Origin of the sequence: Paenibacillus marchantiophytorum (genome assembly GCF_014640555.1) — a bacterium.
In the GTDB taxonomy this organism is placed as follows: Bacteria; Bacillota; Bacilli; order Paenibacillales; family NBRC-103111; genus Paenibacillus_E; species Paenibacillus_E marchantiophytorum.
This window is the reverse complement of record NZ_BMHE01000047.1, coordinates 38827-61912: the sequence shown is the minus strand read 5'-3', so window position 1 is coordinate 61912 and position 23086 is coordinate 38827. Positions and strand designations below refer to the sequence as shown.

The window sequence follows — 23086 nt, the reverse complement described above, 5'->3', positions numbered from 1 at the left end:
AAATTAACAGTAGACCGTGTTAGAAAAAACCAATCCCACAAGATTGCGGCTTAATTTTTTAAAAAAACAGAACGTCAAATTTCGTATAGCACAAGCCACATTCAAAAACATTATGAAATTGATTCAAGTATAATAAATGATTTTAAGCAACTACTCGATAAAATGTCATTAGATGAAAAAATTGAACTTAAGATCTATTTTGATAGAGTTTATAACGGAGTCGCAGGGAATAAGAAATATATCATTATTTCTAACTCGTTACTTAAATTGTACGAATCAAATCCTCAGGCTGTGAGATGTATGATAGTGCACGAATTAACTCATATAAAATATCGCGACTTTGCATTATCTAAAATGATTAATACATTCGGAATTGCGTTTTCTTCAAACTATTCTAGAGCAATTAGTTTACTCATGGAAATAAGAGCCGAAGTAGAGTCGTTTAGAATTAATGAATTTACTGAGGAAGAGTTTACAAATATTCACACACTATTCAATAAGCAGAATAAAAATCCAAGTAAGCTAAATTCCTATAAAGTTGGATACCCAAGCAGGGATTTAACGATAGCTATGTGTATAAAACATAAGGCTTTCACAACTGAATTGATTAATGATATCCTTAATGATTTCTGTGATGTAATGAAAATAAAGAAAAAGAGAAAATTGGTTGAAAGGGTCAAAAGTAAGTTTGATCCCAATAAATCAACAATTTTATTGGATGTGCAGCTGAATGTTCATCGATGTAATTAAAGCTACCCAAATTGTTAAGGGTGTAACAAAGGAATGCTCTGTGAAGAAGTACCGCGGCAATGATTTGATTAGCAGCTTTAAACTAACTTATGGTGGAGTTTACAAGGTGATACCAGATTAACCCCAACAAAATGAGGCATTGTGACAGAGAAGGCATTCTAGTGGGTTTTAAATCTGATCAGTCAGGCAATCCCAAGTCAGCGAAAATAAAGTTTGATGATACTAGTCGAGTGGTAAATGTTCCAGTTGAGGATTTGGTTCCGTTTAAGAGTGAGTAAGTTATGTAGTCATGTGGAGGGAATACGTGCAAAATTTAGTTGAACTTGAATTTGATTGGTTGCCAATTCACGCAGAAATGAATCAAGAATATTTTTATCCTGCGCCTCAAAATTCTTATATGAGAAAATTATATAAAACAGCGTCCGTCTATCGTTGGAAAGTGCATAGACATTCTGAGGAATGCAAGACTGTTTATATAGGAGAAACTAACAATTTCTCAAACCGTTTAAATGGCTACTTAAAACCTGGCACATCTCAGATGACGAACATTAGAATGAAGTCTTTGTTTGATGAGTTTCTCAGTAATAAGTATTTAGTAACTATTGAAATAATGAGTATTAAAAAACTTCAGATAAACAGTAAACCATATTCTCAATTGGATCTAACTAACACTAGTCTACGTAGGCTTATTGAAAATCTTCTTTTGATTGATCATCGTGATCAAGGCTATGAGATTTTGAATGCATAGATACTAAATAAAACAATAAAACAAATATTTTATAAGATCGAGGGCTTTAAATGAAATTATATATTGCTGGAATAAACCACTTCGACCCATCTTGTAGGACAAATTTGATAAACTGGTTAGAAGAGCTTAGTAATGAAAATGTAAATTACCCAGATTTTATTGCGCCAGAGTGAGATAGAGAAATACTTGATCAAATTATTATGCAAAGAACTTACTTTTCTCAATTACTGAAAGGTGAATGGAATTTTCTAACCGATGAGGAAATAGGAGATATTACCCTTTCAATGGGGTATGAAGGGGATTGTCATCTAGGAGTTTTTAAAGAATGCAATATAGTATGGCTTGATCATTCCAGAGTGGATGTAAATCAGAAATCGCTAGATAATTTTTCCACCAAAAGGTTCGATATTTTAAAGAACTCAGGATTGAAAAAAAATGATAAAGACGGTTTCTTCAAAAAACTTAGCCAATATATTAGAGGGCTTGAAGATAATAACGCTGTACCATCGAATAGAGATGCTAAGTTTGCGAATACAATAATTGAATACGTGAAACAAAATAATTGTTCTTCAGGAATAGTTGTAGTAGGTTCAAACCATGCGTCAAACAAAGATAGTATGATGAGATATTTGCTTGAGCAAGAAGGATATGATTGCTTTGTTAAACTTCTATAATATTACACTACAATAATACATTCATTGGAGGTTGTAAAATTTGGGTAGTGATAATGAATTTTTATTTAAAGATCAAATCAAAGTACTAACTAGTTCAAATTGGAATATATTTTTTGAGCCAAGTACTTGGAGCACAAAGATAACTAATAGCCACGGCGAAGAAATTGACGGAGCGACTCTTGCGTTTATTGCAGAGGAGATCCAAAATTACTCTGAGAAGAAACATGAGGAACACTTTGGAGAACGTAGAAAAGCTCCGTTAGATGAGCTTACAAGAAAGAGACGTGGTGTTGAAGATTATTTGTTAATAAGGCACGAATCAAGAGATACTTTCGAGTCAGTTTTTGAAGTTTATCACGATGAAAATTCAATCTATTGTATGGAAAGTTTTGCCGTATCTAAGCGTAACAATCTTTTACATAACGAAATGAGCTTATATTTAAATATTCATGATGCAGAAAAGGTCTTGGAATCACTACAAAAGTTTGTAGATAAGCATAAGAACATAGAGCGATAATAAAACAATTCTTTTAACAGGAAAGGAAAAATGAACAGATATGAAGAAAGATGATTTTGGAAATAGAATGAAGGATTATGAAAATGCTTTTAGAGACAGTTTACCGCGCAGACTTCCAGTGATATTAAGAATTGACGGTTGTCATTTCCACACCTTTACAAGAGGAATGAAAAAGCCTTTTGATGAAACACTAACAAATGCATTATGGGAAACCTCTAAGTACCTCGCTCAAAACATAATGGGGTGTAAAATTGTATATCATCAAAGTGATGAAATATCGATCTTGCTTACGAATTATGATAAATTAACAACTCAATCATGGTTCGAAAATAATATTCAAAAAATGGTCTCGGTATCTGCATCAATGGCAACAGCAAAATTCAACGAGACAATTAAACCGAATTATCCCGATAAACCTCTGGCAACTTTCGATAGTAGAGCTTGGGTACTTCCACATGATGAAGTAACAAATTATTTCTTATGGAGGCAACAAGACGCTACAAAGAATAGCATTTCTATGGTGGCACAAGCGAATTTTCCACATAAACAGTTACAAGGTCTCACTGGAAAGCAACTTCAAGATAAGCTGTTTTTAGAGAAGGGCATTAATTGGAACGATCTATCTGTATGGCAGAAACGTGGAGTTTGCATCACTAAGCAGCAGTATTATAAAGGCGAAACGCAAAGAACAAAATGGGATGTTGATCACGAAACGCCAATATTCTCGCAGAATAGAGATTACATAAACCAATACGTATTTTTTGATAAGGATGAGTAGTTGTGGAGTGCGTTATCTTCGTTGGTATACAGGCATCAGGTAAATCAACTCTTTTCAAAGAAAGATTTTTTAATACACACATGCGGATAAATTTGGATATGTTGAAAACAAGACACAGAGAAGATATATACCTTGCAGCTTCAGTTCAAGCCAAGCAGTCGTTTGTTGTTGATAACACAAATCCTACAATTGAAGACAGAAAAAAATATATTGATATTGCTAAGGATTCTAAATACAAAGTAGTTGGATACTTTTTTGAACCTAATTTTGATGAATCAATTAAGAGAAATGAAGCTCGTCAAGGTAGAGAGAAAATTCCAGAGGTAGGTATTAAAAGTGTAATGAAAAACCTTCAGCCGCCTCAAATGAGTGAAGGTTTTGATGAGCTATACATTGTAAGATTGGTTAACGGAGAATTTATTATCGACACACTACAATGAAATAAAACGAGTCTTTTATTTGTTTAGAGTTTGTACTAATCTTTATATAAAATTGAAACCATTATATCCCTTTCACCGTCTCGACACATGTGGAGTGCTGCTCACTGTTGGTTTGGAAAGGAAACAACGAGTGAGAAGTCAATGTGGGTTTTCCTCTCATAATAAAAGTTAATGTCATTGAGAAAAGTATTCTTTTTATTAGTAACGATACGATAACAACTTGTATGAGCCAGTTGAGGAGTTACAATTCTTAAAAAAGACTTTATGGTCTTATGATACAGAAGATAACTATGGAATATTTTTTAATAAGGTTGAAGAATTGAAAGAGTTCTTAATTCCTATTCAAAACTATCTCCCTTTAGAAGTAAAAATTTATCAAGAAAAAGTATAAATAAAAGAGCAATTTCATATAAAGTTGGTGGGAAGTACATGAAACTCAGAGGAACGAAAACAGAAGAAGATATTAGAACAGCGTTGATTAAACAGCATAAGTCCTTTTTCCACGATAAAGATAGACAAAGAATGTTGTTCGTGCTACGAAAACACTTCCCCAATATTAAAACAGCATATATAATCGATTGGATTCCAGAGCAGGGTGGCATCACATTTTTATATAGGTGATTCACGAGATTATTCAAGAAGCATTGATTACAAAGGATTTTTATATAAATATAGTGATAAAATAATTCGCACTGGAGGTTAGAATATGCGATTAAGTGGTGCGAAAACGAATAATCATAATAAGACAAAAAGGATTCATATGACCAGTGAAACTTATGATAGGTTTCAGGATATTGCTCAAATGTCAAATTTAGACCATGAGGGCATGTTGAATCGACTTTTGAACACATGGGAAAACACAATTTATAATGCTGATCCACTTTATAACTATGATAAAATTGTATTAGATTTCAATACTAAGTCTAATGAATTAAAAACTATTTTTGAAAGTACTATCAGAGACTCTTATAATAGATATGCTAAGTTAGCTGAAAAATATCATGAACTTCAAGCGGATGAGCAATTACGTGTCTTAGCAAGTATTTTGGATAATGATCAAGAAACGAAGTGAAAAACTTGAAATGAGTTTTTGAAAGACAAATACATTTTGGACATTTGTTCTTTCGAGATAACTTTAACTGAATTGAAAGCGATAAAAATTCTTAATTTAATAAGTTGAGGCAGAGGTTTTGATTCTTCGCAGTTTTGCATGATCCATGCTCGATAGTTATGCCAAAGACTTTAACATGGAGTGGCGGGCATGATAGGCTAGCTGGCCTTGTGAAGCCTCATGGCTAATTCAGAGGGAAGACCATACAGGCGAACTACTGATCGATGATATTGAAATTCACTTCATGGAGTTGCCGAAACTGGGAATCAAAGCCCAAGAGATGGACAGTCGACTTCTAAAGTGGTTGATGTTCATTGACGGCGCATCACAAGACCGATGGGAGGAGTTAGCGATGGATACACCGGGCTTGAAAAAAGCAATGACGACGCTGGAATTTTTGAGCCAAGACAAAGAAGCGCGGATGCTGTACGAGGCGCGGAAAAAGGCGCTTCTGGATGAGCAGTCTGCATTGGACTATGTGGAGTCCAGAGGCAGAGAGGAAGGAAGGCTCGAAGGCAAGGCGGAAAGGGATAAGGAAGTTGTAGCAGGCATGTTACAAGAAGGTTTGTCGGTTTCGGTGATTTCGAGAATAACCGGCTTGTCCGAAGCTGAAATCGAAGAGCTAGGCAAGCAGGTGCACTAAACGCGATTTAAGCAATGGATATTGCCTTAATTTCAAGAGTAACAAGAGGATCAGGGCCGCCGCTCTGGTCTTCTTTTTTTGCACTTATTTTTACGGATAGGGAGCGCTGCCCCCTATTAATAATGGCTCATTACATACGGTCATTTTAATGAGCGATGGCACGGTAACGACTATCGGTGACAATAGTGGGAATGGTGTGCTTGGGGGCGGTTAATAAACAGCTTTTCAAATAAACTCAATTAAGCTTGTTTGGATTCAAGAAAATAGAAAAAGCCCTAAATAGTAACTTAGGGCTATACTCACCTTTTTCTAAAGAATCACTGGACTTAAACTAGTAATAAAAGAAAGGTCTTCTTGAAGTTTACCTTGATTGGTTACTAGGTTTCCGGATTCATCAATTCCAAAAACGGAGATTAACGTACTAGTTGAATCACTTACACTAACTTGAACTTCATATGCAACATTTCCAGCAATAAAAAACTCTCTTACGTCAAAGTAATTCGGATCGACAATGAACGATGACATGTAGGCAGTATAAAATACACTTGAATCAGCAGAAGCAAAGATGTGATACGTAACCGTTGCCGCGTTAACAGTATCAATATTTCTTGTGCTTAAAACAATAGTAGATGCCGCAGTACCAAATGCTCTAGTATTTGTAATCAGGCCAGTCGAAAAGGGCATGTCCAACACCTCCTCCATTATTTTCTACTAGTATATTCAAATAGAGTTAAGATGCGAGGGTGTTAGTTTAGTAGATGAGCTAAAAATCCGCCCTTTAACTCAGTTGGTTTTACTTTTTACCGTAGAGTGAGGTTTTGACCGCATGGGCCATTGAGTTAATGGGCGGGTGAATTAAGAGAACTAGAGGGCGCTATTTAGGCAAAAAGCAGGGAAGCGAGGGTCATAGCGGAACTACAGGGTCTTATTTCCACGAAAGCGCTGAATTTTCCCTGCAAAAAGCAAAATAACGTACTGTAGTTCCCTTTAGCCCCCAAAAATGCCACTTTGGGTAGAATAGCGCCCTGTAGTTCCCTCTGCGCGAGGCAGTTGGAGTAACTCCGTGTTCCCCCAAAAATGGGGGCTATTTTTTTATTCCCAATCGGGGAGCGAAACCTAGCTCGTTCGTATTGAGCGAAGTGAACATGATGTCTGGATGCACCTATTTGGTCTGCTTCTACTTGACAATGAAGAAAAACCGCTATATATTTAACATAGTAGTTAAATAACCAAATGGTTAAATAACAACTAGGTTAAATTCAAGAATGTGCTCTTGATTGTTTGGATTAGTTTCGGGAGATAAGAAATGGAGGCGATTTTTTTTAAGCTATCGTTTATTGGTATGTGATGAAGGAGATGACTTGGAGAAAATGTTTATGACTTGTCCTAAAAAAAATGAAGGTAGGTAATTTAATCATGGCAACCGTATTATATATCACAGCAAATCCGAATGATCATGAAACATCATATAGCATGGCAGTAGGAAAAGAATTCGTGCAGGCTTACCGATCCGCCAATCCGAATGATGAAGTTGTACATCTTGATCTATATAAAATGGGTATTCCTGAACTTGATGCTGATGTTTTTAGCGGTTGGGGCAAGCTTGGGGCTGGCACTGTTTTTGATAAATTGACCGATGTAGAAAAAACGAAAGTAAGTCGTCTGGTTGAACTGGTTGATCAATTCGTTGCTGCAGATAAGTATATATTCGTAAATCCGATATGGAATTATTCATTTCCGCCCGTTATGAAAGTATACATTGACTCTATTTGCGTTGCAGGCATGTTACGGGTATAGGTCGGGTTGGCTTGCTGAGAGATAAAAAGGCGGTTCACATTCAAGCAAGTGGAAGTGTATTATCACCTGGCTCAGCTCTCGCGGACTTAGAAATGGGGCATCGTCACCTGAATGCCATTATGGAGTTTTTTGAGGTTCCTAGCTTTGAAAGCATCTTCGTTGAAGGTATGGCTGTAGATCCCGATAATGCGTCAGCGATTAAAGAAAAGGCAGTTCAACAAGCGCGCGAAGTTGCTCGGAGCTTCTAATTATTGCAGACAAGAGCCAACGAGATTGAGGGTTCTAATCCGGTATATCTGCTTGACATTAGATAAAAATCCACCTAAGCTTAAACGTATGGTTAAATATAACGATGAACTATTAAACGATGTTTTCCAAGTACTTTCTGATCCGACGAGAAGAGAAATCATAAGACGTTTGGCCGTTGGCGAGATGACGGTCATGAATTTGGCTAAGCCCTTTGAGATGTCACTGCCAGCCGTTTCTAAACACCTGAAGGTGTTGGAGAAGGCTGGTTTAGTTTCAGTTCGCAAGGAAGGAACGTATCGATTTTATTATTTAAATCCAACTGTAGTGGAAAACGCTCACGAGTGGTTAATGGACTTGAGGAAGTTTTGGACTGCGCAAGTGTTCAACCTTGAACATTTTTTGGATAATCAATCTAAAGAAGACTAACGGAGGCACTATTCATGATATCAATGCAGGATGAGAAATTTTTCCTTAAGCTTCATCACGTATACAACGCGAGCAAGGAAAGAGTGTTCTTGGCTTGGACGAAGGAAGAACAGTTAAAGCAATGGTGGGGGCTGGTGGGCTTCACGACGACCATTGAAGTAATGGACGTTTTAGTTGGAGGGAAATACCTTTTTCATATGAAAGCTCCGAATGGCAAGGTTCATACTTTAGAAGGTCGATATGTTGAGATCGTTCCGCATGATAAGCTATCGTTTACTTGGAAGTGGGTGAATGAAGGAGACGGTTCGGAGGAAACGCTTGTTACGATTGGCTTTGTCGGCAAGGACAATAAGACGGAGCTTGTGATCACGCATTCTGAGTTCTCCACGATGAAAGAAGCGAAAAAACACAATAATAGTTGGACAAATTCTTTAGAAGGCGGTTTATGCAACTATTTTAATTGACGTGTTCCGAAATACTCCACTGGCGGAAGAGCATCTGCTTGGCATTAGTCAAATCCATTTGCTTCTTTGAGAGAATGAATTAGAAGACTATGATCGATCGGTGAAGACATGACAATCAGGACTGTATAGGTTCCATATTTATCGCACTGATTGCTAAACTCTTCGAGCGTGCGTGTGGATTCTGTCACTACTTTTAATAAATAACTGTGTTCTCCGCTTATGCGGTGGCACTCGGCAACATGGGGAGATGCATGGACAAAATCAAGAAACGCCAAGCAGTCCCTAGTCCGAAACAATATATAGGCTGCCGCATGCTTCCCAATTTTTTCAGGAGAAATGACGGTACGATACTCTTCGATTACTCCCTTTTCTTCCATTCTCTTAACTCGTTCCGTTACCGCAGGTTGGGACAACCCCACGCTTTTACCTAGTTCCGTCATTGAAATCCTTGCCCGGTTTTGAAGGTAGAAGAGGATTTGTTTATCTATATGATCCACTTTGAGTGTGCTCCTTTAAATTTAAGGTATTTTATTAAAATAACATTTATTTCATTGTGTAATCATCATATTTGATTTGATGTGTTATGTAAAATCAATGATTTAAATTATATAATAAAACTCACATGAATAAAGGCGATTCACACATGAGAAGTCGGAGAGGATTGGCAAGCAATGAGCAAATATTCCAGCAAAAATATAATCGCATTAGCCGCGATATGTTTGTCCGCGCTAATGTTCGGCCTCGAAATTTCCAGTGTGCCAGTGATACTGCCAACCTTGGAAAAGGTATTGCATGGCAATCTCAAGGATATGCAATGGATTATGAATGCCTACACCATTGCCTGTGCGACGGTTCTGATGGCTGTGGGGTCCCTAGCTGACCGTTATGGAAGGAGGCGTATTTTTATTATCAGCCTCGTTTTGTTTGGCGTTACATCCCTGATTTGTGGTTTGGCGCAAAGTACCTCGGTTCTAATCGTCAGTCGGTTTCTTCAAGGTGTGGGTGCTGGTGCGATGCAGATTTGCCAGATAGCGATTCTTTCGCATCGGTTTCAGGAAGGACGAGAACGCAGCAAAGCCTTTGGAACATGGGGGATCGTGTTCGGGATCGGCCTCGGGTTTGGACCCATTATCGGGGGGATGATCGTGGCTGCTTTGAACTGGCATTGGGTTTTTCTAATCCACGTACCGCTGACCATCCTTACGCTAATTCTTGTCTTTGGGGGTGTGGAGGAATCCAGTGATCCGCAAGCGAAAAAGCTGGACGTTATCGGTATTGTCACGCTTTCGTTGGCGGTCTTTGGTCTGGCCTACTTTATCACGCAAGGAGCCGAACTAGGCTTTACCAGCATAGCCTCCATCAGCATTCTTGGTGCAACGGCAGCAAGCTTCATTATTTTTCTATTTGTGGAAAAGTTCAGCGCCCATCCGATGTTCGACTTTTCCGTATTCAAGATACGCAATTTCTCCGGCGCTATCCTTGGCTCCATCGGGATGAATTTCAGCTTCTGGCCATTCATGGTCTATCTGCCGATTTATTATCAGAGCGGTCTTGGTTATGGCATTGTAGCCGCCGGGATGTCGCTCTTAGCTTATGCGCTGCCTACTCTGGTGATCCCGCCACTTGCAGAGCGTCTTTCGCTGCGCTATCAGCCGCGTATCGTTATTCCATCGGGTCTTTTCATCATCGGTCTGGGCTTCATTATGATGAAATATGGCAGTGGAGGCGATCACGCCAACTGGCTGACCATGCTCCCAGGTTCCCTGTTGGCTGGTATCGGGCTGGGCTTGACCAACACGCCTGTGACCAACACGACTACTGGCTCAGTACCGATTACCCGCGCAGGCATGGCTTCCGGTATCGACATGAGTGCCAGATTGATCAGTCTAGCCATCAACATCGCCGTGATGGGCTTCATTTTGCAGGAAGGCATCCTGTCTTATTTGAAGCGGGCCCTTCCAGGGACTCTCGATACAACGCAATTGCGGGCTTTGGCCGGGAAAATAGCTGCCGGAAACTTGGCCTCTCTCAAGCAGGGTTTGCCAGAACTGTCCTCTCTGGATGCGTCCGGAGCTGTGGTCCACGCGGCTCTTGTGCACGGATTTGGCTTGGTGATGCTCTATGGGGGCATTGGCGTGTGGGTTTTGGCCGCGATCAGTTATATGATTTTTGGATCAAGATCTTCTCAAGCGTAGTTATCCATCATCTGTTTCAAATAATTTCGAAAGTCTTCAACATAGGTTTGGGGCTCTACGATTTTGAGATTTGTGCCGAAACTTGCTAGAAATTGAAATCCTGTACTGTTGTGAGGGACATCAATTGTTGCTAATAAAAATTCAGAACTATAGTTTTCAATACTTTTTCGACCGTACCTTTCAATGAATTGATCTTGGATGCTAGGGGAAATTAATGCCTGAATAGCGACTAGCTGCGGTTGATAGCTTGCGTCGCGTTCTTGTTCTATTAAATATTCTCTAGGGTGAAATGTTTTGTCATCCATAGTAAGCTTATCGATCCGAGATAATTTGAACGTTCTATTGCTCATACGATGTAAACAGAATCCTTTCAGATACCAACTCGTTTCGCTAAAATGAAGCTGATAGGGCTCGACAATTCTATTCGTCGCGGTGCCGTTTTTATCTATATAATCAAATGAAACTAACCTTCTCTTTAGTATGGATTCTTGAAATGTCCTCAAGGTGTGAAGAATTTCAGACCGACCCTCCCAACCATAAAATGACAGTTGAATTGAACTTTTCAGAGACAAGGGGCTAACCATTGCCTCTATTTTTTTGATCGTAATGTCAACTTCTTCGCTAATTAGAATTTGTTCCAATCCACCAAGCGCAGTTAATATATTCTCTAAGTCGGAGCTGCTTAAAAGACGTTTATCAACCTTGTATTCATCCATAATACCGTAGCCGCCATGAACGCCATTGATAGAATAGATCGGGATGTTGGATAGGCTCAGTGTTTCCATATCGCGAAGAATCGTTCTTTTGGAAACGTTAAATAATTGCGCGAATTCTGTTGTTGAAACGATATTATTTCTCAGCAAGATCATGATGATAGAAATAAGTCTCTCAATCTTGTCCATATGTTCCCCCTCCTCTAATTAATTTGAGAATGGTGACATACAGCTGTCACCTTTTGTAGATTATACTACATTTATCACAAGAAGGAGGTATTACTTTATGTCAGCTATTGTCTATTTAAACTTTGATGGAAATGCAGAACAAGGGATTGAATTTTATTCGGAGGCTTTACGTGCAACGGAAGTGAAAAAAGTTAAATTTAGCGATATCCCACAAGATCCAAACTATCCACTGCCAGAAAATGAGTTAACTATGATTATGGAGTCTTCCATAGAATTCGCAGGCGGGAAAATCATGATGTCGGATATTTTGCCTTCCATGAAGACGGTAACAGGTGAGTTGGTGAAAGGAAATAATGTCCTGATTAGCCTAGTCATCGATGATAAACAAAAACTGGAAGAATACTTTAATCATTTATCGGTTGGTGGCTATGTTATCATGCCGTTATCCAATACGCCTTGGTCTTCGTGCTTTGGCATGCTGGTTGATAAGTTCGGGATTTCGTGGAAATTCAATAGTGACGCAGATAAGTTTCTTGATAAAGTCATTTCCAACAAACAGTAACTCATTCTTGAGAATGGTCTTGCAATTGCAGACCATTTTTTCTTGTATATTCTTCTTGAAAAATTTAGAAAGGATCATGTATATGGAAATTGAAAATTTGATTCCAGCAAAATCGAGAGAAGATGTGAGGATTTGGCTGCAGGAACATGGAAAGACGAAAAAGTTTTGCTGGGTCGTGGTTAGTATGACGCCTACCCCGAATACGTTGTTATATTTGGACGCGGTCGAGGAAGCTTTGTGCTTTGGATGGATCGATGGAGTCAAAAAGAAAATTTCTGAAACGGAGCTGGCTCAGAGGTTGTCTCCTAGAAGTAAAAAAAGTTCATGGACGGAATTAAATAAAGAACGTGTCCGCCGCCTCGACAAGTTGGGGTTAATGAGAGACGAAGGAAGAAGGGTTGTTCCTGATATGGATCACAATTCTTTTAGAATAGATGAAGAGATAGAGCAAAGGCTGAAAGAGGAAAAGCAAGTGTACGATAATTTCATGGCATTTCCAGATCTTTATCAAAGAGTTCGGATCGACACGATACAAAGCAATAAGCATCAGCCAGAATTGTATAGGAGCAGATTGGACAAATTCATAATAAATACGAGAGAAAACAAAATGTATGGGCAGTGGAATGATAATGGACGTCTAGAGGTTTAGTTTCAACCCATGTAACCTTTAGGTCTCTTTTTTTGAAAAACCACTGATTATTCAGTTTGATGAAATCGTCGCTATATCTTATAGCTGCTACCATTAGTTTCTTGTCATCACCTTCAATTGTTAAATGATGAGCATTACAATAGGTTGTCCCAATTGCCGTATCACCAGATAAGATGATCTTACTTTGGCCATTAACATGCATGGTGGAGACATAAGTATTTAGGTTATCAAAAATAGGTGCTAATTCCTTCCTACTAGTAACGATTTGGGATGGTTCTGCCTGACGTTCATCCATAAATACTCTAAAAAGAGTATCCTCCGTAAATAGTGCCATTTGACCTTCCGCATCCCTCGTGTCTGCACAATAGGCATATGCATCAATGAGATCACGTATCGCATCATGGTCAGCAGCTTCTTCAAAGGATCGTATTTTCACATTTTCCATTTTGTCCTCACCTTTTTTCAATTTGTTTGTATCCGTTCCTTCTATCCTCATAGTAACCGAGCCGAGTAATCAAAGCTTTGTTATGCGGCTCATTTTGTTTGTCAATTTGGCTCATTCTAACGGACATCGAATTCCAGCGACTCCCTATTGGATTGCAATGGTGACTTCATGTTATCTTGTATTCAGATAAGGAGTGAGACGAATGGGGTCCGTAATTAGCAAGGCCTGTGAAAATGCCTCAGAGTCTAGCCAGTGTTGGCGTTTTGAAGATGAAAGGATTGTCGGTCATGGGGGCATGCGCCTATTCGGACATCAAGACGGGGAGAATGTATCTGCAGGAGCATGTTTATTAGTTGTTCTGGAAGGGGTCTACATTGTCAGATACGGTGATCAGGAACATACAGTAAGGAAAAATGAAATGGCGCTCTTGCATAAAGGAATCGTCGTTGAGTATGAGAAGTATGGGGAAGCGGATTCGAGGCATGTATTGGATTACATGATGTTCTTTCTGAAGGATGAATTGCTTCATGATTTTATGAAAATATCCAGTCTTCCTTCTTCCAAATCTGTATCGCCTGCCGCGGCTACTGTTCATCCGGTGAATGAGCGCCTGTTAAGCTATATGGCTTCACTCAAGCCCTATTTTGCAGAGCCGGAGGGCATTCAAGACGAATTAATTAAACTGAAAATGCTGGAGCTTCTTTTTGATATATTGGATGCAGACCAAGGGCTATTGAACCAAATTCTGCAGCTGAGGCAGCAGCGTCCCACAAGCATTGTTGAGGTGGTGGAGAAGAACCTGCTAAACCCCGTATCGCTTCAGGATCTGGCCTATCTGTCCGGCAAAAGCTTATCAACCTTCAAACGGGAATTCCGGAAGATCTATAATGAGCCTGCATTTCAATGGATTCGCAACCGTCGGTTAGAAAAGGCAAAGGAACTACTAAGCCACTCAAGAATATCCATAACGGAGGTCTGTTTGGCTACAGGCTTTGAAAACGTATCGCACTTCTCGAAGGTTTGGAAGAAGAAGTATGGGGTTTCTCCTTCGGTGATGAGGCATCGTGGCGCTGCTGAGAATTCTGTTGTTGAGGGATAAGATGACTATGGTGTTGATCGGTCGTAGGGGCTCATCTGATGTTCCATACTGATGGCAGGTTGTCGATAATTTGGTGCGGATTGGGAAGCTAACGGTTGCCAGCGAGCTCAACGATGAGGGCATTATTGTTCATCCCACACTTGGGATGACCGATCCGTGGTGATAGCTAGGAAAAATGTTCCAATTTAGGATGAAAGGTGATAATCTCTTTTTATTAATATAAAAAGGGGATTATCACTGAAATGGGAGCAATGGATTTTATTAATCAGGGTTGGATTGGATCTTTCATAGGAGCACTTAGTATCATATTTTCCATAGTGTTCTATAAATTTACGCGTGTTAAAAATCAGGTCTCTTATAAGACAAGCTTTATTAGACTTATTGGAAAAAGAAAGTCTTTATCTGATGACGTAGATATTTTGTATAAAGGGATTAGCGTACCCAGGCTTACAAAAAGCCATATAGTATTATGGAATTCTGGTACTACGACAGTTAATGGGAATGACATTATTAAAGATGATAGGCTTAGACTAGAATTCTCTGAAGGCACACAAATTCTTAGAGCGAATATTATTAAAGAGAATCGCAGAATCAATAAATTATCTGTTCAAAGCGATGTAGATTGTTCAAATATAGTTAATCTTAATTTCGATTTTTTAGACCCTAATGATGGCGCTGTAATAGAATTACTTCACACGGATCAAAAAAAGTATCCTCTTATTAAAGGAACCATTAAAGGAATTCCAAAAGGTATTATTGATCGTGGGAGAATAAATGATCTTAACGAGAGAATAACATCATTTCGTATTAGCGGATTCAATTTAACATTGAATAACTCTTCTAGGTTAGGAGTGATTATCTTCTTTGGTTCTGTTTCAATTTTAGCCCCAGTGCTTAGCAACGAAATGGTAACACCATTAAAGTGGTTTTTTATTATTCTTGGATTAATTTATATTTTTATTATTTGTGCCTATTTATGGATTGATAGAAAGAGTTCTTATCCTAAAACATTGAGGATATATAATTTGGATCTAGAGTAGAAACAAATTAGTTGATTACAATCTGAAATAATGAAGTTGCACCGGTAACCGGTGCTTTTTTTAATTGTATAAAACAAGTGGAATTACTTCAATGGAGGGCTTTAAATGAAACCAAAGTTATTGACTTTAAGATATGTTCGAGCCAGTGCTAAAGATCAGAATACAGAAAGACAGCTTGTGAAAACGCGTGAGCTGGGGATTCCCGATAAATATATTTTCGTTGATAAGGCGTCAGGAAAAAGGATTTTGAACGTGAGAAGTAAAGGGATTTCGCGAAGGTAACTTGCTCTATATAGACGCTCTGGATCGTCTAGGACGCAACTATGATGGCATTATATCCGAATGGAAGTACATAACAAGGGAAATCGGCGCGGATATCGTTGTGATTGAGAATGAGCTGCTTTTCGATAGTCGCAAATTTAAATCAATGGACGACAAGGGGAAGCTGCTAGAGGATCAGTTCCTTTCCATGCTGGCTTATGTGGCAAAGCAGGAGCGTAAGAAAAATAAGCAGCGGCAAAAAGAAGGAATAGACGTTGCTATGGATGCAGGAATACAATTCGGCGGGCCAAAGAAAGAACTATCCGCGGCATTCATTGAGCAATATAAAGCTTGGAAATCGGAAGAAATAACCGCTACTGCTGCATACAAGGCGCTGGGTATGAGTGATAATACTTTTTATCGCCGAGTCAAAGAATTTGAACTAATAAATTCATGAGATCCCTCACTCTCGATTACTAACTTTATATAGCAGCTCAGTCTGCAGCGATGAGATCTCAGTTGGTTTTGGTGATGCGGAAGCACTTAATGAAATTGGAGTTTGAGCAGGTTTAGCTGCTGCATCTATTGTCTTTGGTGTTGAGCTGCAGCCTGCTAGTGCAATGACATTTACCCATTGTAATGAGGAAAGTAGTTTTTAAATATCCATAATTATCCTTAAATGTTATACGGACAGTAACGCGCGAACATGTATTTGAAAGCAAATAAAGTAAAAAAAGCCCTCATTGAACTGATAGTAGACAAATGAGGGCATTTGAGTTTAGTTAGTAGATCCAAAAGTATCTATATCAATTTCTGTTATTTTATCAAAAATCACAACATTTGAACGATTTAGGAATGGACCTTTGGGCAGTGGATTAGTAAATGTATATCTAGACAATCCAGTTCCATTTGTTTTTGAATCATACCAAGTTGCAAATGAGCTAAAATCAGAATTTGAAAGTATGATCTCCTCTACTGTCCCATTCTGAAGTGTAAGCGTTAATACCACTCCATTTGTAACAGTTGTAATTTCAGTAGTAGATTTGCTTCCATCAATTGCATATTCATCGTAGTCAAATTTCATGATTTTATCAAATACCACACTATTCTTACGTGATGAAAAGGGTCCATTAAGATGTTGATTATCAAAAGTGTATTTTGCTGGCCCAGTACCAACTGATCTTGTATCGAACCAACTTAAATATGCATCAAATTCTAATTTAGACAGATTATATTCTTGTTCAAGTCCATTTATTAAAGTTACTTTTAGAATAACTCTAGTTTGTGAAATAGGAGCTGTAGGCTTGGCTGATGCTTCATTTGAGTTTATGCTTTCGCCAGCAGAATTCACAGCAGTAACAACATAATAATAAGTTGTGCCGTTAGTTACAGTTGTGTCTGCGTAAGTAGTTTGAGTAACACTTGTAGCAATTGTAGTGTAAGGCCCGCCTATAGTAGTTGACCTTTTTATGTTGTAACCAGTTGCTCCAACTGAAGGAGACCATTCTAAGTTTACTATGCTATCTCCACCAATCGCGGAAAGCGTTAAGGGGGCACTTGGTACACTTTGTAATTTCTCCATCATTTGCAACTCAACGATGATAAGATTGTTAGTATTTGAAACCGAGCCATTATTTGCTGTAACATTTATTCTATATTTAGAATAACTATTTGTATTATTGAAGGTAAATTCTTTAACTGTGTTTGTCACCCAATCTGTTATACCAGACCTTGTATCTAATATAATCCAGCTAGAACCATTCCAACCTTCAAAAGTCCAATCTTTTGGTAACGTTTGCCACCATTGATTAGAATGTGAGAGAACATATTTACTAATTATCTTTGAAGAAGTAAACTCATAAGCTAACCAACCAGTCTTCTGAGGAGTACCCCATCCATGATAAGCTGTATCTTGATAAACACTATTTCCGTCAAAAGCTTTCCATGCATTCGTACCAGCAAGCTCGGAACTTGCTGTAACTATACCTGATGGTAAAGTAGCAGTTGTCATAGCAGGAATTTTATTCTGAGAGTACTCATTTGCTGCAAAAACAGGTGTTAACATCAATAGACTAATAACAGTAAGAATCGTAATAGATCCAATAAACTTAACTATCTTCTTCAATTCAATCTCTCCTCAGTATGTATTTACCGCATAATCATACTTTGATTGTCATATCTTGTCTAAACATAGAATGGTATATTTTGTAATATATGATAACTCAAATAAAATGATATAGTATTTTCATGATTTAGTGGGGAAGTGTAAAAATTAAAAAACCAACTTCGACTTGCTATGCTCGAAGTTGGTTTTACTATGTTTATTTTTAAAAGTGTTTTTAGTAAATTAATCCTAAATTGATAAGATGTAGATTCCATTAAAACAGCTCATTTATTGGCTATATATTGAGTTTTATAAGTCACGTTAATTGGTGCATCAGTGGTGCTCCATTATTGTTTGAATCCTGATATCGCTGTTTATAGCGGTTAGATATGTTTTTTGGTGGTGCTTATCTCGGTCAACATTTGGTCAGGCTCGAAAGGGACGGGTGACGAAAGGAGCCCGTTTATAGCCATCAGCCTAATATTATTCACGGTTCTCGCAGTCTTTTCTTTATTCCATATCTCATTTTATCCAGTATAATAATACAGGAAGCATTTTCTAATTCTAGGAGGCACAACGTGAGAGAGCATCAAGGAGTTTTTGAAGAGATATTACATAAAAACAAAGAATATCCCTCCAATCAAATTACATATAACCTACTACCACAGAATCATAACAATGCATTAATACAGCAAGTAATGAAAGATATCAGTAAATCTTTCAGATATTTAGCAGATCAAAACCAGCATGCCAAAATACTAGAATTAACGAACCAACTAAGGGCAATCATTCCTGATTTGGCCTCATATGACTTGGATATGCCGCTTAAAGCAATTCATTACAGGAATGATGATATTTCATTGCCGATGTATCCTGAATTATTCCTATCGCATCCGCTTCTGCTAACGAATTCAACTGCGGACCCTATACATTTATTTAAGGCCCTTAAATATGAGTTGTTAACCGCGGATAATGCGTTTTTTATGGTTAGTTTTGTGCGGTGGTCAGGACTACAACTGCTAATTAGAGCCCTAGATGATCTAAGAAGAGAAGATCCAACCAAGAAAGTTAAGATATTAACATCAACTTATCTCAAGATTACAGAGCCTAAAGCGCTTCGCCGCTTATTAGAGATGCCAAATGTGGAGACAAAAGTATTTGACTCTGGTCGAGTATCTTTCCATACCAAGGCATATATGTTCGAGCGTAAATCTAGTCTAAATACGGTGATAATTGGTTCTTCTAATTTAACATACTCTGCTTTACAGACAGGCCATGAGTGGAATGTGAAATTACCAGGGGATACGTATTATTCGATCTATGAGAATGCCAGAAAAACGTTCCAAATGTATTGGGATGATCAGAGGGCGATCCAGCTTAGTTTAGATTTGATTACAGCTTATGAACATGAATACAACAATAAAAAAATTATGTTAGTCAATCCATACTTAGCCGCGCAACATGTTGATCTGGTAAATGTTATGAATGACGACAACAGCCCAACAAAGAAGGGGATTTTACCGAATAAAATGCAAGAGGGAGCCCTTCATGCACTCGAGCAGACTAGATTAAATGGTCACAACAAGGGCGTTGTCATAGCTGCGACTGGAACTGGTAAAACGTATCTTTCTGCTTTTGACGTGAAGAATTTCGGGGCGGATAGGGTATTATTTCTTGCCCATAGAGATGAAATACTAGAGAGTTCTAGAAAAACATTTGCAAAGATATTTGATGATGCTAATAATTTATGCGGTAAGCTCACTGGAATTGAGAAAGATTGGGATAAACCGTACTTATTCAGTACTGTTCAGACTCTTTCTAGAGATGGTGTGTTAGAGAAATTTACGCCTGATTATTTTGATTATATTATCGTTGATGAATTTCATCATGCTGAAGCAGCTACCTATAGAAGGGTAATTGATTATTTTAAACCTAAGTTCTTACTAGGGCTTACGGCAACCCCGGATCGCATGGACGGCAGGGATGTTCTAGCAATTTGTGATAATAATGTCGTATATGAAATTCGCTTAAGGGATGCACTTAAAGAAGGGCTCTTGACTCCTTTTCGGTATTTTGGCTTGAGTGACCCTACGATTGATTATGCACAGATTGAGTTGCTAAGTAACGGTCAATTTGCTGAAAAAGAGCTAGTACGAGCTCTGAACACACATGAACGTGTTGATTATGTAATTAATATGATTAACAAGTTTGGACATGATGGTAATGTTATGACGGCTTTGGGTTTCTGCGCTTCAATTGAACATGCTCGTTATATGACGGATGAGTTTACAAGTCGAGGCTATAAGGCAGCTTGTCTGACAGGTAATGATTCTCCGGACGAAAGGCAAGATATCATTAGTAAGTTGGAAAGTGATAATGATCCCCTTCAAATCATATTTACTGTAAATATTTTCAACGAAGGTGTAGATATTCCTAAAGTGAATTTGATTCTATTTTTGCGACCGACGGAATCGGCCACTATTTTTATACAACAACTTGGTCGAGGATTGCGGAAAGTTGCAGGGAAAGAATATGTAACCATTTTGGATTTCATTGGGAATTATCAAAAATCATTTATTGTGCCGCTAGCCCTATCTGATCAACATAATCATAAAGCATTTGACCGGGATTCTTTGCGAATCGCTATCGAAACTGAGTTTGCTGACTTACCAGATGGCTGCTTCGTAGATCTAGAAGAGGTTTCACGGAAAGAAATTCTCAAGAAGATTGAGAACATACGTATGGATAGAGATCTGTTACTTATGGAGCTCTATAATCAATTTAAGAGAGAATTGGGTTATCCACCAGAGCTAAATGACTTCCTATACTATGATGGAGCTCCAAGTTTGCACTTTTTTATAGCGAAGTACGGTTCGTGGGTTGAAACGAAAAAGAAGATGAAGGATGTTAATTCATTCGACGTTGAGCTATTGAATAATAATGTAATGCTGGAAGTAGTTCGAAGATTGGAAGATATGTTGCCACTCAAATGGCCCTTTGAGTTCTCAGTTATTTCCGTAACTTTTGAGAAGGGAACTATTACTAGAGGCGATGTGCTAGAGGATTTAGCCTATAGATTCGGAATACGTGTTTCAGAGGAAATACAAGGTAACAAGATTGATAAAGCCATGGACAAGCTAGCAACCAAACTGGCTAAACAGACCTGGTCTTTCGGGAGTTATGATAGTGGTAGTTTCACTGGGTCAAATATATTACAGCAGATTAAAGCAAATAATGAATTATTTAATTATATGAAAGATCGCTTAGAATATGGCCTGGCTGAATTTAGAAGGTTCTATAGACCTGATGTATTTTTTGAAAGTCAGAAGAATGTAGTGAGGTATCAAAACTACACAAGAAATGATCTCATCTACTTGTTTGAATCGCCTGCGAAAGAAGGTACTTGGCGCGAGGGGGTAAGCCGGGTAGGGAATCATTATTTGCTCTTTATTAATTTGAATAAAGGGGAGAAGGTCGCTGATCACTTACAGTATCATGACTATTTTGTAGATCAGCAACACTTCCATTGGCAAAGTCAGAATGCAACTTCTCACGAATCTCAGCGCGGCCAGGAATTTATTCATCACACCAGTAAGGAGATTCATATACACTTATTCGTAAGAAAGTTTGAAAAGATGCATAACGAAGTTCTACCCTTTACTTACCTAGGTGAAATCGATTATGTGAATAGCCATGGTGATAAACCAATGAATATCACTTGGAAATTACATGATCCTATTCCGGAAGCTATGTATACTGATTTTATTCGTTAATCATTGATTAGCAAATGACTGCGAGGGTGGGTAGGTCGGCAGGTGCCCAATCCAGCTCTTTAAGTTTATTTAAAGGCAACCAAAGTAATTTCTCGTGCTCACTGGCAACTGCATCGCCATCGATAATTTTAGCTTTATAAGTAATTAATCTTACAATAACGTTGGGATACTCGTGAGTAGCATCCACAACAAGTTCGCCTACCTCAATTATACAGTTTAATTCTTCTTTAATTTCACGAGCTAGGCTTTCTTGAGGGGTTTCATTGTCTTCGATTTTCCCTCCAGGGAACTCCCAATAACCAGGCAATGACATTTGTTGAGAGCGGAGTGCACATAGCACTTCGTTCTTTTCATTATAAATAACCGCGCCGACAACATCGACTTTTTTCATGTTTTGTAATCTCCTACTCTAATTTAGATGTACTTATATTATAGCTTTAATTTAATGAGGTTCAAATAACAGGATAAACTAATAAAAGAGCGACCTCGAAAACCAATTCGATGTCGCTCTTTTGATTTCATTTTTTCGTAAGCAGAATATCCCTAGATATTTTATGTATCAATTTAATTTCATCAACGCTTCTATCTTCAAGGAATTGTTTATGTACCTCTAACACTGCCGTTTTATCAAAATCATTGGATGTAACATCAATTTCATTAAAATTGAAGAAAGCTCCAAGATCCGTATCGAGAGCGGCAATAATTTTATCCAGTGAGTCAAGTGAGATGTTCCGAGCGCCTCTCTCGACATCCCCAATATATGAATTCTTCAATTGAGCCAGTTCTCCGAGCTTTTCTTGTGAAAATCCTCTTTGTTTGCGAACCATTCTGATCCGTTCGCCAACTAATTTACGTAAGTTACCCATAATAACCACCTCAGTAATAGAGTAGGTTTTAAATAATGTAGCAAACAGACCTTTAATAGTGTATATTATTAATAATTACACTTATAAGTTTAAATATTAGTGGCGAGGTACCAATTTATTGGATTTAAAAAGGATGATACAGAAAGGAGATCATTTCCGCATTTTCGTAGGAGCCTGCGCGATAGCTATTGTGAGCTATTAAACTCAGCATTAACAGAAAAGAAGTTGGATAAACATGCCTATCATCGGAGGTGAGCCACATGAACGATATCCTTGCCAAATACAATGAAGCCATTAAAGAGGAACAAATACTCATTCATAGAATCAGTGTGTGCAAAGAGCTAATAGACATTATCCTAACCTACATCTCCGAGAAGGCAGATTCTATTCACTTGCTTACAGCAGAGGACATTATTACTTCGGTTCATACAATAGGTCAGGATTTGGATACGGAATTGCTTCATTTGAGGCTGGAGAAGGGGATTTTGGATAATAAGCTTAAAGGACTAATGGATTAACAGGATCTACTCAACCTCTCAAGATGGGAGGTTTTTTCTTTTTCACCGATTTCGTCAAATTTATTTAATAGAACA

General features: G+C 38.2%; 25 protein-coding genes and 2 pseudogenes. 20 read left to right on the top strand and 7 right to left on the bottom strand.

What is annotated here, in order from left to right; all coding sequences use genetic code 11:
* The first annotated feature begins 162 nt into the window (after positions 1 to 162).
* The 9 genes from IEY34_RS29135 (at position 163) to IEY34_RS37950 (ending at position 5875) form a co-directional block, all read left to right on the top strand.
* Entirely contained in the window at positions 163 to 750 is a 588-nt protein-coding gene (locus tag IEY34_RS29135; RefSeq protein ID WP_229757898.1) for a M48 family metalloprotease, read from the top strand.
* Positions 751 to 1054: 304 nt separating this feature from the next.
* Positions 1055 to 1498: a GIY-YIG nuclease family protein gene (locus IEY34_RS29130; RefSeq protein WP_189018681.1), complete on the top strand. Its 444-nt coding sequence runs from the start codon at positions 1055 to 1057 to the stop codon at positions 1496 to 1498.
* Between the two features lie 200 nt (positions 1499 to 1698).
* Positions 1699 to 2172: a hypothetical protein gene (locus tag IEY34_RS29125; protein WP_189018679.1), complete on the top strand. Its 474-nt coding sequence runs from the start codon at positions 1699 to 1701 to the stop codon at positions 2170 to 2172.
* A 40-nt stretch (positions 2173 to 2212) separates the two neighbouring features.
* Complete coding sequence (locus IEY34_RS29120) at positions 2213 to 2689, top strand: hypothetical protein (protein WP_189018677.1); 477 nt, start codon at positions 2213 to 2215, stop codon at positions 2687 to 2689.
* A 40-nt stretch (positions 2690 to 2729) separates the two neighbouring features.
* The gene (locus IEY34_RS29115) at positions 2730 to 3467 is read left to right on the top strand and encodes a tRNA(His) guanylyltransferase Thg1 family protein (protein WP_189018675.1); all 738 of its coding nucleotides are present in this window, start codon (positions 2730 to 2732) and stop codon (positions 3465 to 3467) included.
* 2 nt (positions 3468 to 3469) lie between these two features.
* Positions 3470 to 3907 carry an AAA family ATPase gene (locus IEY34_RS29110; protein ID WP_189018673.1) on the top strand — a complete coding sequence of 146 codons (438 nt, stop codon included), beginning with the start codon at positions 3470 to 3472 and terminating at the stop codon, positions 3905 to 3907.
* A gap of 706 nt (positions 3908 to 4613) precedes the next feature.
* Entirely contained in the window at positions 4614 to 4979 is a 366-nt protein-coding gene (locus IEY34_RS29105; RefSeq protein WP_189018671.1) for a hypothetical protein, read from the top strand.
* Positions 4980 to 5205: 226 nt separating this feature from the next.
* Positions 5206 to 5661 carry an Rpn family recombination-promoting nuclease/putative transposase gene (locus IEY34_RS29100; protein ID WP_189018691.1) on the top strand — a complete coding sequence of 152 codons (456 nt, stop codon included), beginning with the start codon at positions 5206 to 5208 and terminating at the stop codon, positions 5659 to 5661.
* Between the two features lie 106 nt (positions 5662 to 5767).
* Positions 5768 to 5875 carry a hypothetical protein gene (locus tag IEY34_RS37950; protein WP_189018689.1) on the top strand — a complete coding sequence of 36 codons (108 nt, stop codon included), beginning with the start codon at positions 5768 to 5770 and terminating at the stop codon, positions 5873 to 5875.
* Between the two features lie 95 nt (positions 5876 to 5970).
* On the opposite strand, the gene IEY34_RS29090 is transcribed toward IEY34_RS37950, so the two are convergent.
* Positions 5971 to 6345: a hypothetical protein gene (locus IEY34_RS29090; RefSeq protein WP_189018669.1), complete on the bottom strand. Its 375-nt coding sequence runs from the start codon at positions 6343 to 6345 to the stop codon at positions 5971 to 5973.
* Between the two features lie 732 nt (positions 6346 to 7077).
* On the opposite strand from IEY34_RS29090, the pseudogene IEY34_RS29085 reads away from it, so the two are divergent.
* From IEY34_RS29085 to IEY34_RS29075, 3 genes and pseudogenes are all read left to right on the top strand, one after another.
* Positions 7078 to 7706: pseudogene (locus tag IEY34_RS29085) on the top strand (NAD(P)H-dependent oxidoreductase).
* 52 nt (positions 7707 to 7758) lie between these two features.
* Entirely contained in the window at positions 7759 to 8133 is a 375-nt protein-coding gene (locus IEY34_RS29080; RefSeq protein ID WP_229757896.1) for an ArsR/SmtB family transcription factor, read from the top strand.
* Between the two features lie 14 nt (positions 8134 to 8147).
* Positions 8148 to 8597, top strand: a complete 450-nt coding sequence (locus tag IEY34_RS29075) for an SRPBCC family protein (RefSeq protein WP_189018668.1) — start codon at positions 8148 to 8150, stop codon at positions 8595 to 8597.
* Positions 8598 to 8641: 44 nt separating this feature from the next.
* Here IEY34_RS29075 and IEY34_RS29070 read toward each other — a convergent pair whose 3' ends face one another.
* A complete protein-coding gene (locus IEY34_RS29070) occupies positions 8642 to 9094 on the bottom strand; it encodes an Lrp/AsnC family transcriptional regulator (RefSeq protein ID WP_189018666.1) in 453 nt (150 codons plus the stop codon).
* A gap of 174 nt (positions 9095 to 9268) precedes the next feature.
* Here IEY34_RS29070 and IEY34_RS29065 point away from each other — a divergent pair, with 174 nt between their 5' ends.
* Entirely contained in the window at positions 9269 to 10792 is a 1524-nt protein-coding gene (locus tag IEY34_RS29065; protein ID WP_189018664.1) for an MFS transporter, read from the top strand.
* Here the strand turns inward: IEY34_RS29065 and IEY34_RS29060 are convergent.
* Entirely contained in the window at positions 10783 to 11694 is a 912-nt protein-coding gene (locus IEY34_RS29060) for a helix-turn-helix transcriptional regulator (RefSeq protein ID WP_189018662.1), read from the bottom strand. The two genes, IEY34_RS29065 and IEY34_RS29060, sit on opposite strands and share 10 nt — an antisense overlap.
* 97 nt (positions 11695 to 11791) lie before the next feature.
* Here IEY34_RS29060 and IEY34_RS29055 point away from each other — a divergent pair, with 97 nt between their 5' ends.
* Together IEY34_RS29055 and IEY34_RS29050 are read left to right on the top strand one after the other, a co-directional pair.
* Positions 11792 to 12256, top strand: a complete 465-nt coding sequence (locus IEY34_RS29055) for a VOC family protein (RefSeq protein ID WP_189018660.1) — start codon at positions 11792 to 11794, stop codon at positions 12254 to 12256.
* 82 nt (positions 12257 to 12338) lie between these two features.
* Positions 12339 to 12905 carry a YdeI/OmpD-associated family protein gene (locus tag IEY34_RS29050; RefSeq protein WP_189018658.1) on the top strand — a complete coding sequence of 189 codons (567 nt, stop codon included), beginning with the start codon at positions 12339 to 12341 and terminating at the stop codon, positions 12903 to 12905.
* On the opposite strand, the gene IEY34_RS29045 is transcribed toward IEY34_RS29050, so the two are convergent.
* Entirely contained in the window at positions 12838 to 13350 is a 513-nt protein-coding gene (locus tag IEY34_RS29045) for a nuclear transport factor 2 family protein (protein ID WP_189018656.1), read from the bottom strand. The two genes, IEY34_RS29050 and IEY34_RS29045, sit on opposite strands and share 68 nt — an antisense overlap.
* Positions 13351 to 13552: 202 nt before the next feature.
* Between IEY34_RS29045 and IEY34_RS29040 the strand changes: the two genes are divergently transcribed.
* The 3 genes and pseudogenes from IEY34_RS29040 to IEY34_RS29030 all read left to right on the top strand — a co-directional run bounded on the left by IEY34_RS29040 (position 13553) and on the right by IEY34_RS29030 (position 16207).
* Positions 13553 to 14449 carry a helix-turn-helix domain-containing protein gene (locus IEY34_RS29040; RefSeq protein ID WP_189018654.1) on the top strand — a complete coding sequence of 299 codons (897 nt, stop codon included), beginning with the start codon at positions 13553 to 13555 and terminating at the stop codon, positions 14447 to 14449.
* Between the two features lie 242 nt (positions 14450 to 14691).
* Positions 14692 to 15489, top strand: a complete 798-nt coding sequence (locus IEY34_RS29035) for a hypothetical protein (RefSeq protein WP_189018652.1) — start codon at positions 14692 to 14694, stop codon at positions 15487 to 15489.
* A 120-nt stretch (positions 15490 to 15609) separates the two neighbouring features.
* Positions 15610 to 16207, top strand: a pseudogene (locus IEY34_RS29030) (recombinase family protein).
* 321 nt (positions 16208 to 16528) lie between these two features.
* Here IEY34_RS29030 and IEY34_RS29025 read toward each other — a convergent pair.
* On the bottom strand, positions 16529 to 17875 hold the full coding sequence (locus tag IEY34_RS29025; RefSeq protein WP_189018650.1) for a fibronectin type III domain-containing protein: 1347 nt from the start codon (positions 17873 to 17875) through the stop codon (positions 16529 to 16531).
* A 557-nt stretch (positions 17876 to 18432) separates the two neighbouring features.
* On the opposite strand from IEY34_RS29025, the gene IEY34_RS29020 reads away from it, so the two are divergent.
* Entirely contained in the window at positions 18433 to 21627 is a 3195-nt protein-coding gene (locus IEY34_RS29020; RefSeq protein ID WP_189018648.1) for a DUF3427 domain-containing protein, read from the top strand.
* A 7-nt stretch (positions 21628 to 21634) separates the two neighbouring features.
* On the opposite strand, the gene IEY34_RS29015 is transcribed toward IEY34_RS29020, so the two are convergent.
* The gene (locus IEY34_RS29015) at positions 21635 to 22018 is read right to left on the bottom strand and encodes a (deoxy)nucleoside triphosphate pyrophosphohydrolase (protein ID WP_189018646.1); all 384 of its coding nucleotides are present in this window, start codon (positions 22016 to 22018) and stop codon (positions 21635 to 21637) included.
* Between the two features lie 127 nt (positions 22019 to 22145).
* Positions 22146 to 22493 (bottom strand): helix-turn-helix domain-containing protein, encoded by a 348-nt coding sequence (locus IEY34_RS29010; RefSeq protein ID WP_189018644.1) that lies wholly within the window; start codon positions 22491 to 22493, stop codon positions 22146 to 22148.
* A gap of 260 nt (positions 22494 to 22753) precedes the next feature.
* Here IEY34_RS29010 and IEY34_RS29005 point away from each other — a divergent pair, with 260 nt between their 5' ends.
* Positions 22754 to 23011, top strand: a complete 258-nt coding sequence (locus IEY34_RS29005) for a hypothetical protein (protein ID WP_189018641.1) — start codon at positions 22754 to 22756, stop codon at positions 23009 to 23011.
* Positions 23012 to 23086 lie beyond the last annotated feature (75 nt).

What these genes read in the sequence shown, in the direction of transcription:
- IEY34_RS29090 (WP_189018669.1), bottom strand. Translation starts at nt 6,345, where the DNA reads ATGCCCTTTTCGACTGGCCTGATTACAAATACTAGAGCATTTGGTACT.
- IEY34_RS29050 (WP_189018658.1), top strand. Translation starts at nt 12,339, where the DNA reads ATGGAAATTGAAAATTTGATTCCAGCAAAATCGAGAGAAGATGTGAGG.
- IEY34_RS29005 (WP_189018641.1), top strand. Translation starts at nt 22,754, where the DNA reads ATGAACGATATCCTTGCCAAATACAATGAAGCCATTAAAGAGGAACAA.
- IEY34_RS29055 (WP_189018660.1), top strand. Translation starts at nt 11,792, where the DNA reads ATGTCAGCTATTGTCTATTTAAACTTTGATGGAAATGCAGAACAAGGG.
- IEY34_RS29010 (WP_189018644.1), bottom strand. Translation starts at nt 22,493, where the DNA reads ATGGGTAACTTACGTAAATTAGTTGGCGAACGGATCAGAATGGTTCGC.
- IEY34_RS29115 (WP_189018675.1), top strand. Translation starts at nt 2,730, where the DNA reads ATGAAGAAAGATGATTTTGGAAATAGAATGAAGGATTATGAAAATGCT.
- IEY34_RS29060 (WP_189018662.1), bottom strand. Translation starts at nt 11,694, where the DNA reads ATGGACAAGATTGAGAGACTTATTTCTATCATCATGATCTTGCTGAGA.
- IEY34_RS29045 (WP_189018656.1), bottom strand. Translation starts at nt 13,350, where the DNA reads ATGGAAAATGTGAAAATACGATCCTTTGAAGAAGCTGCTGACCATGAT.
- IEY34_RS29035 (WP_189018652.1), top strand. Translation starts at nt 14,692, where the DNA reads ATGGGAGCAATGGATTTTATTAATCAGGGTTGGATTGGATCTTTCATA.
- IEY34_RS29105 (WP_189018671.1), top strand. Translation starts at nt 4,614, where the DNA reads ATGCGATTAAGTGGTGCGAAAACGAATAATCATAATAAGACAAAAAGG.
- IEY34_RS29125 (WP_189018679.1), top strand. Translation starts at nt 1,699, where the DNA reads ATGCAAAGAACTTACTTTTCTCAATTACTGAAAGGTGAATGGAATTTT.
- IEY34_RS29065 (WP_189018664.1), top strand. Translation starts at nt 9,269, where the DNA reads ATGAGCAAATATTCCAGCAAAAATATAATCGCATTAGCCGCGATATGT.
- IEY34_RS29135 (WP_229757898.1), top strand. Translation starts at nt 163, where the DNA reads ATGTCATTAGATGAAAAAATTGAACTTAAGATCTATTTTGATAGAGTT.
- IEY34_RS29040 (WP_189018654.1), top strand. Translation starts at nt 13,553, where the DNA reads ATGGGGTCCGTAATTAGCAAGGCCTGTGAAAATGCCTCAGAGTCTAGC.
- IEY34_RS29015 (WP_189018646.1), bottom strand. Translation starts at nt 22,018, where the DNA reads ATGAAAAAAGTCGATGTTGTCGGCGCGGTTATTTATAATGAAAAGAAC.
- IEY34_RS29075 (WP_189018668.1), top strand. Translation starts at nt 8,148, where the DNA reads ATGATATCAATGCAGGATGAGAAATTTTTCCTTAAGCTTCATCACGTA.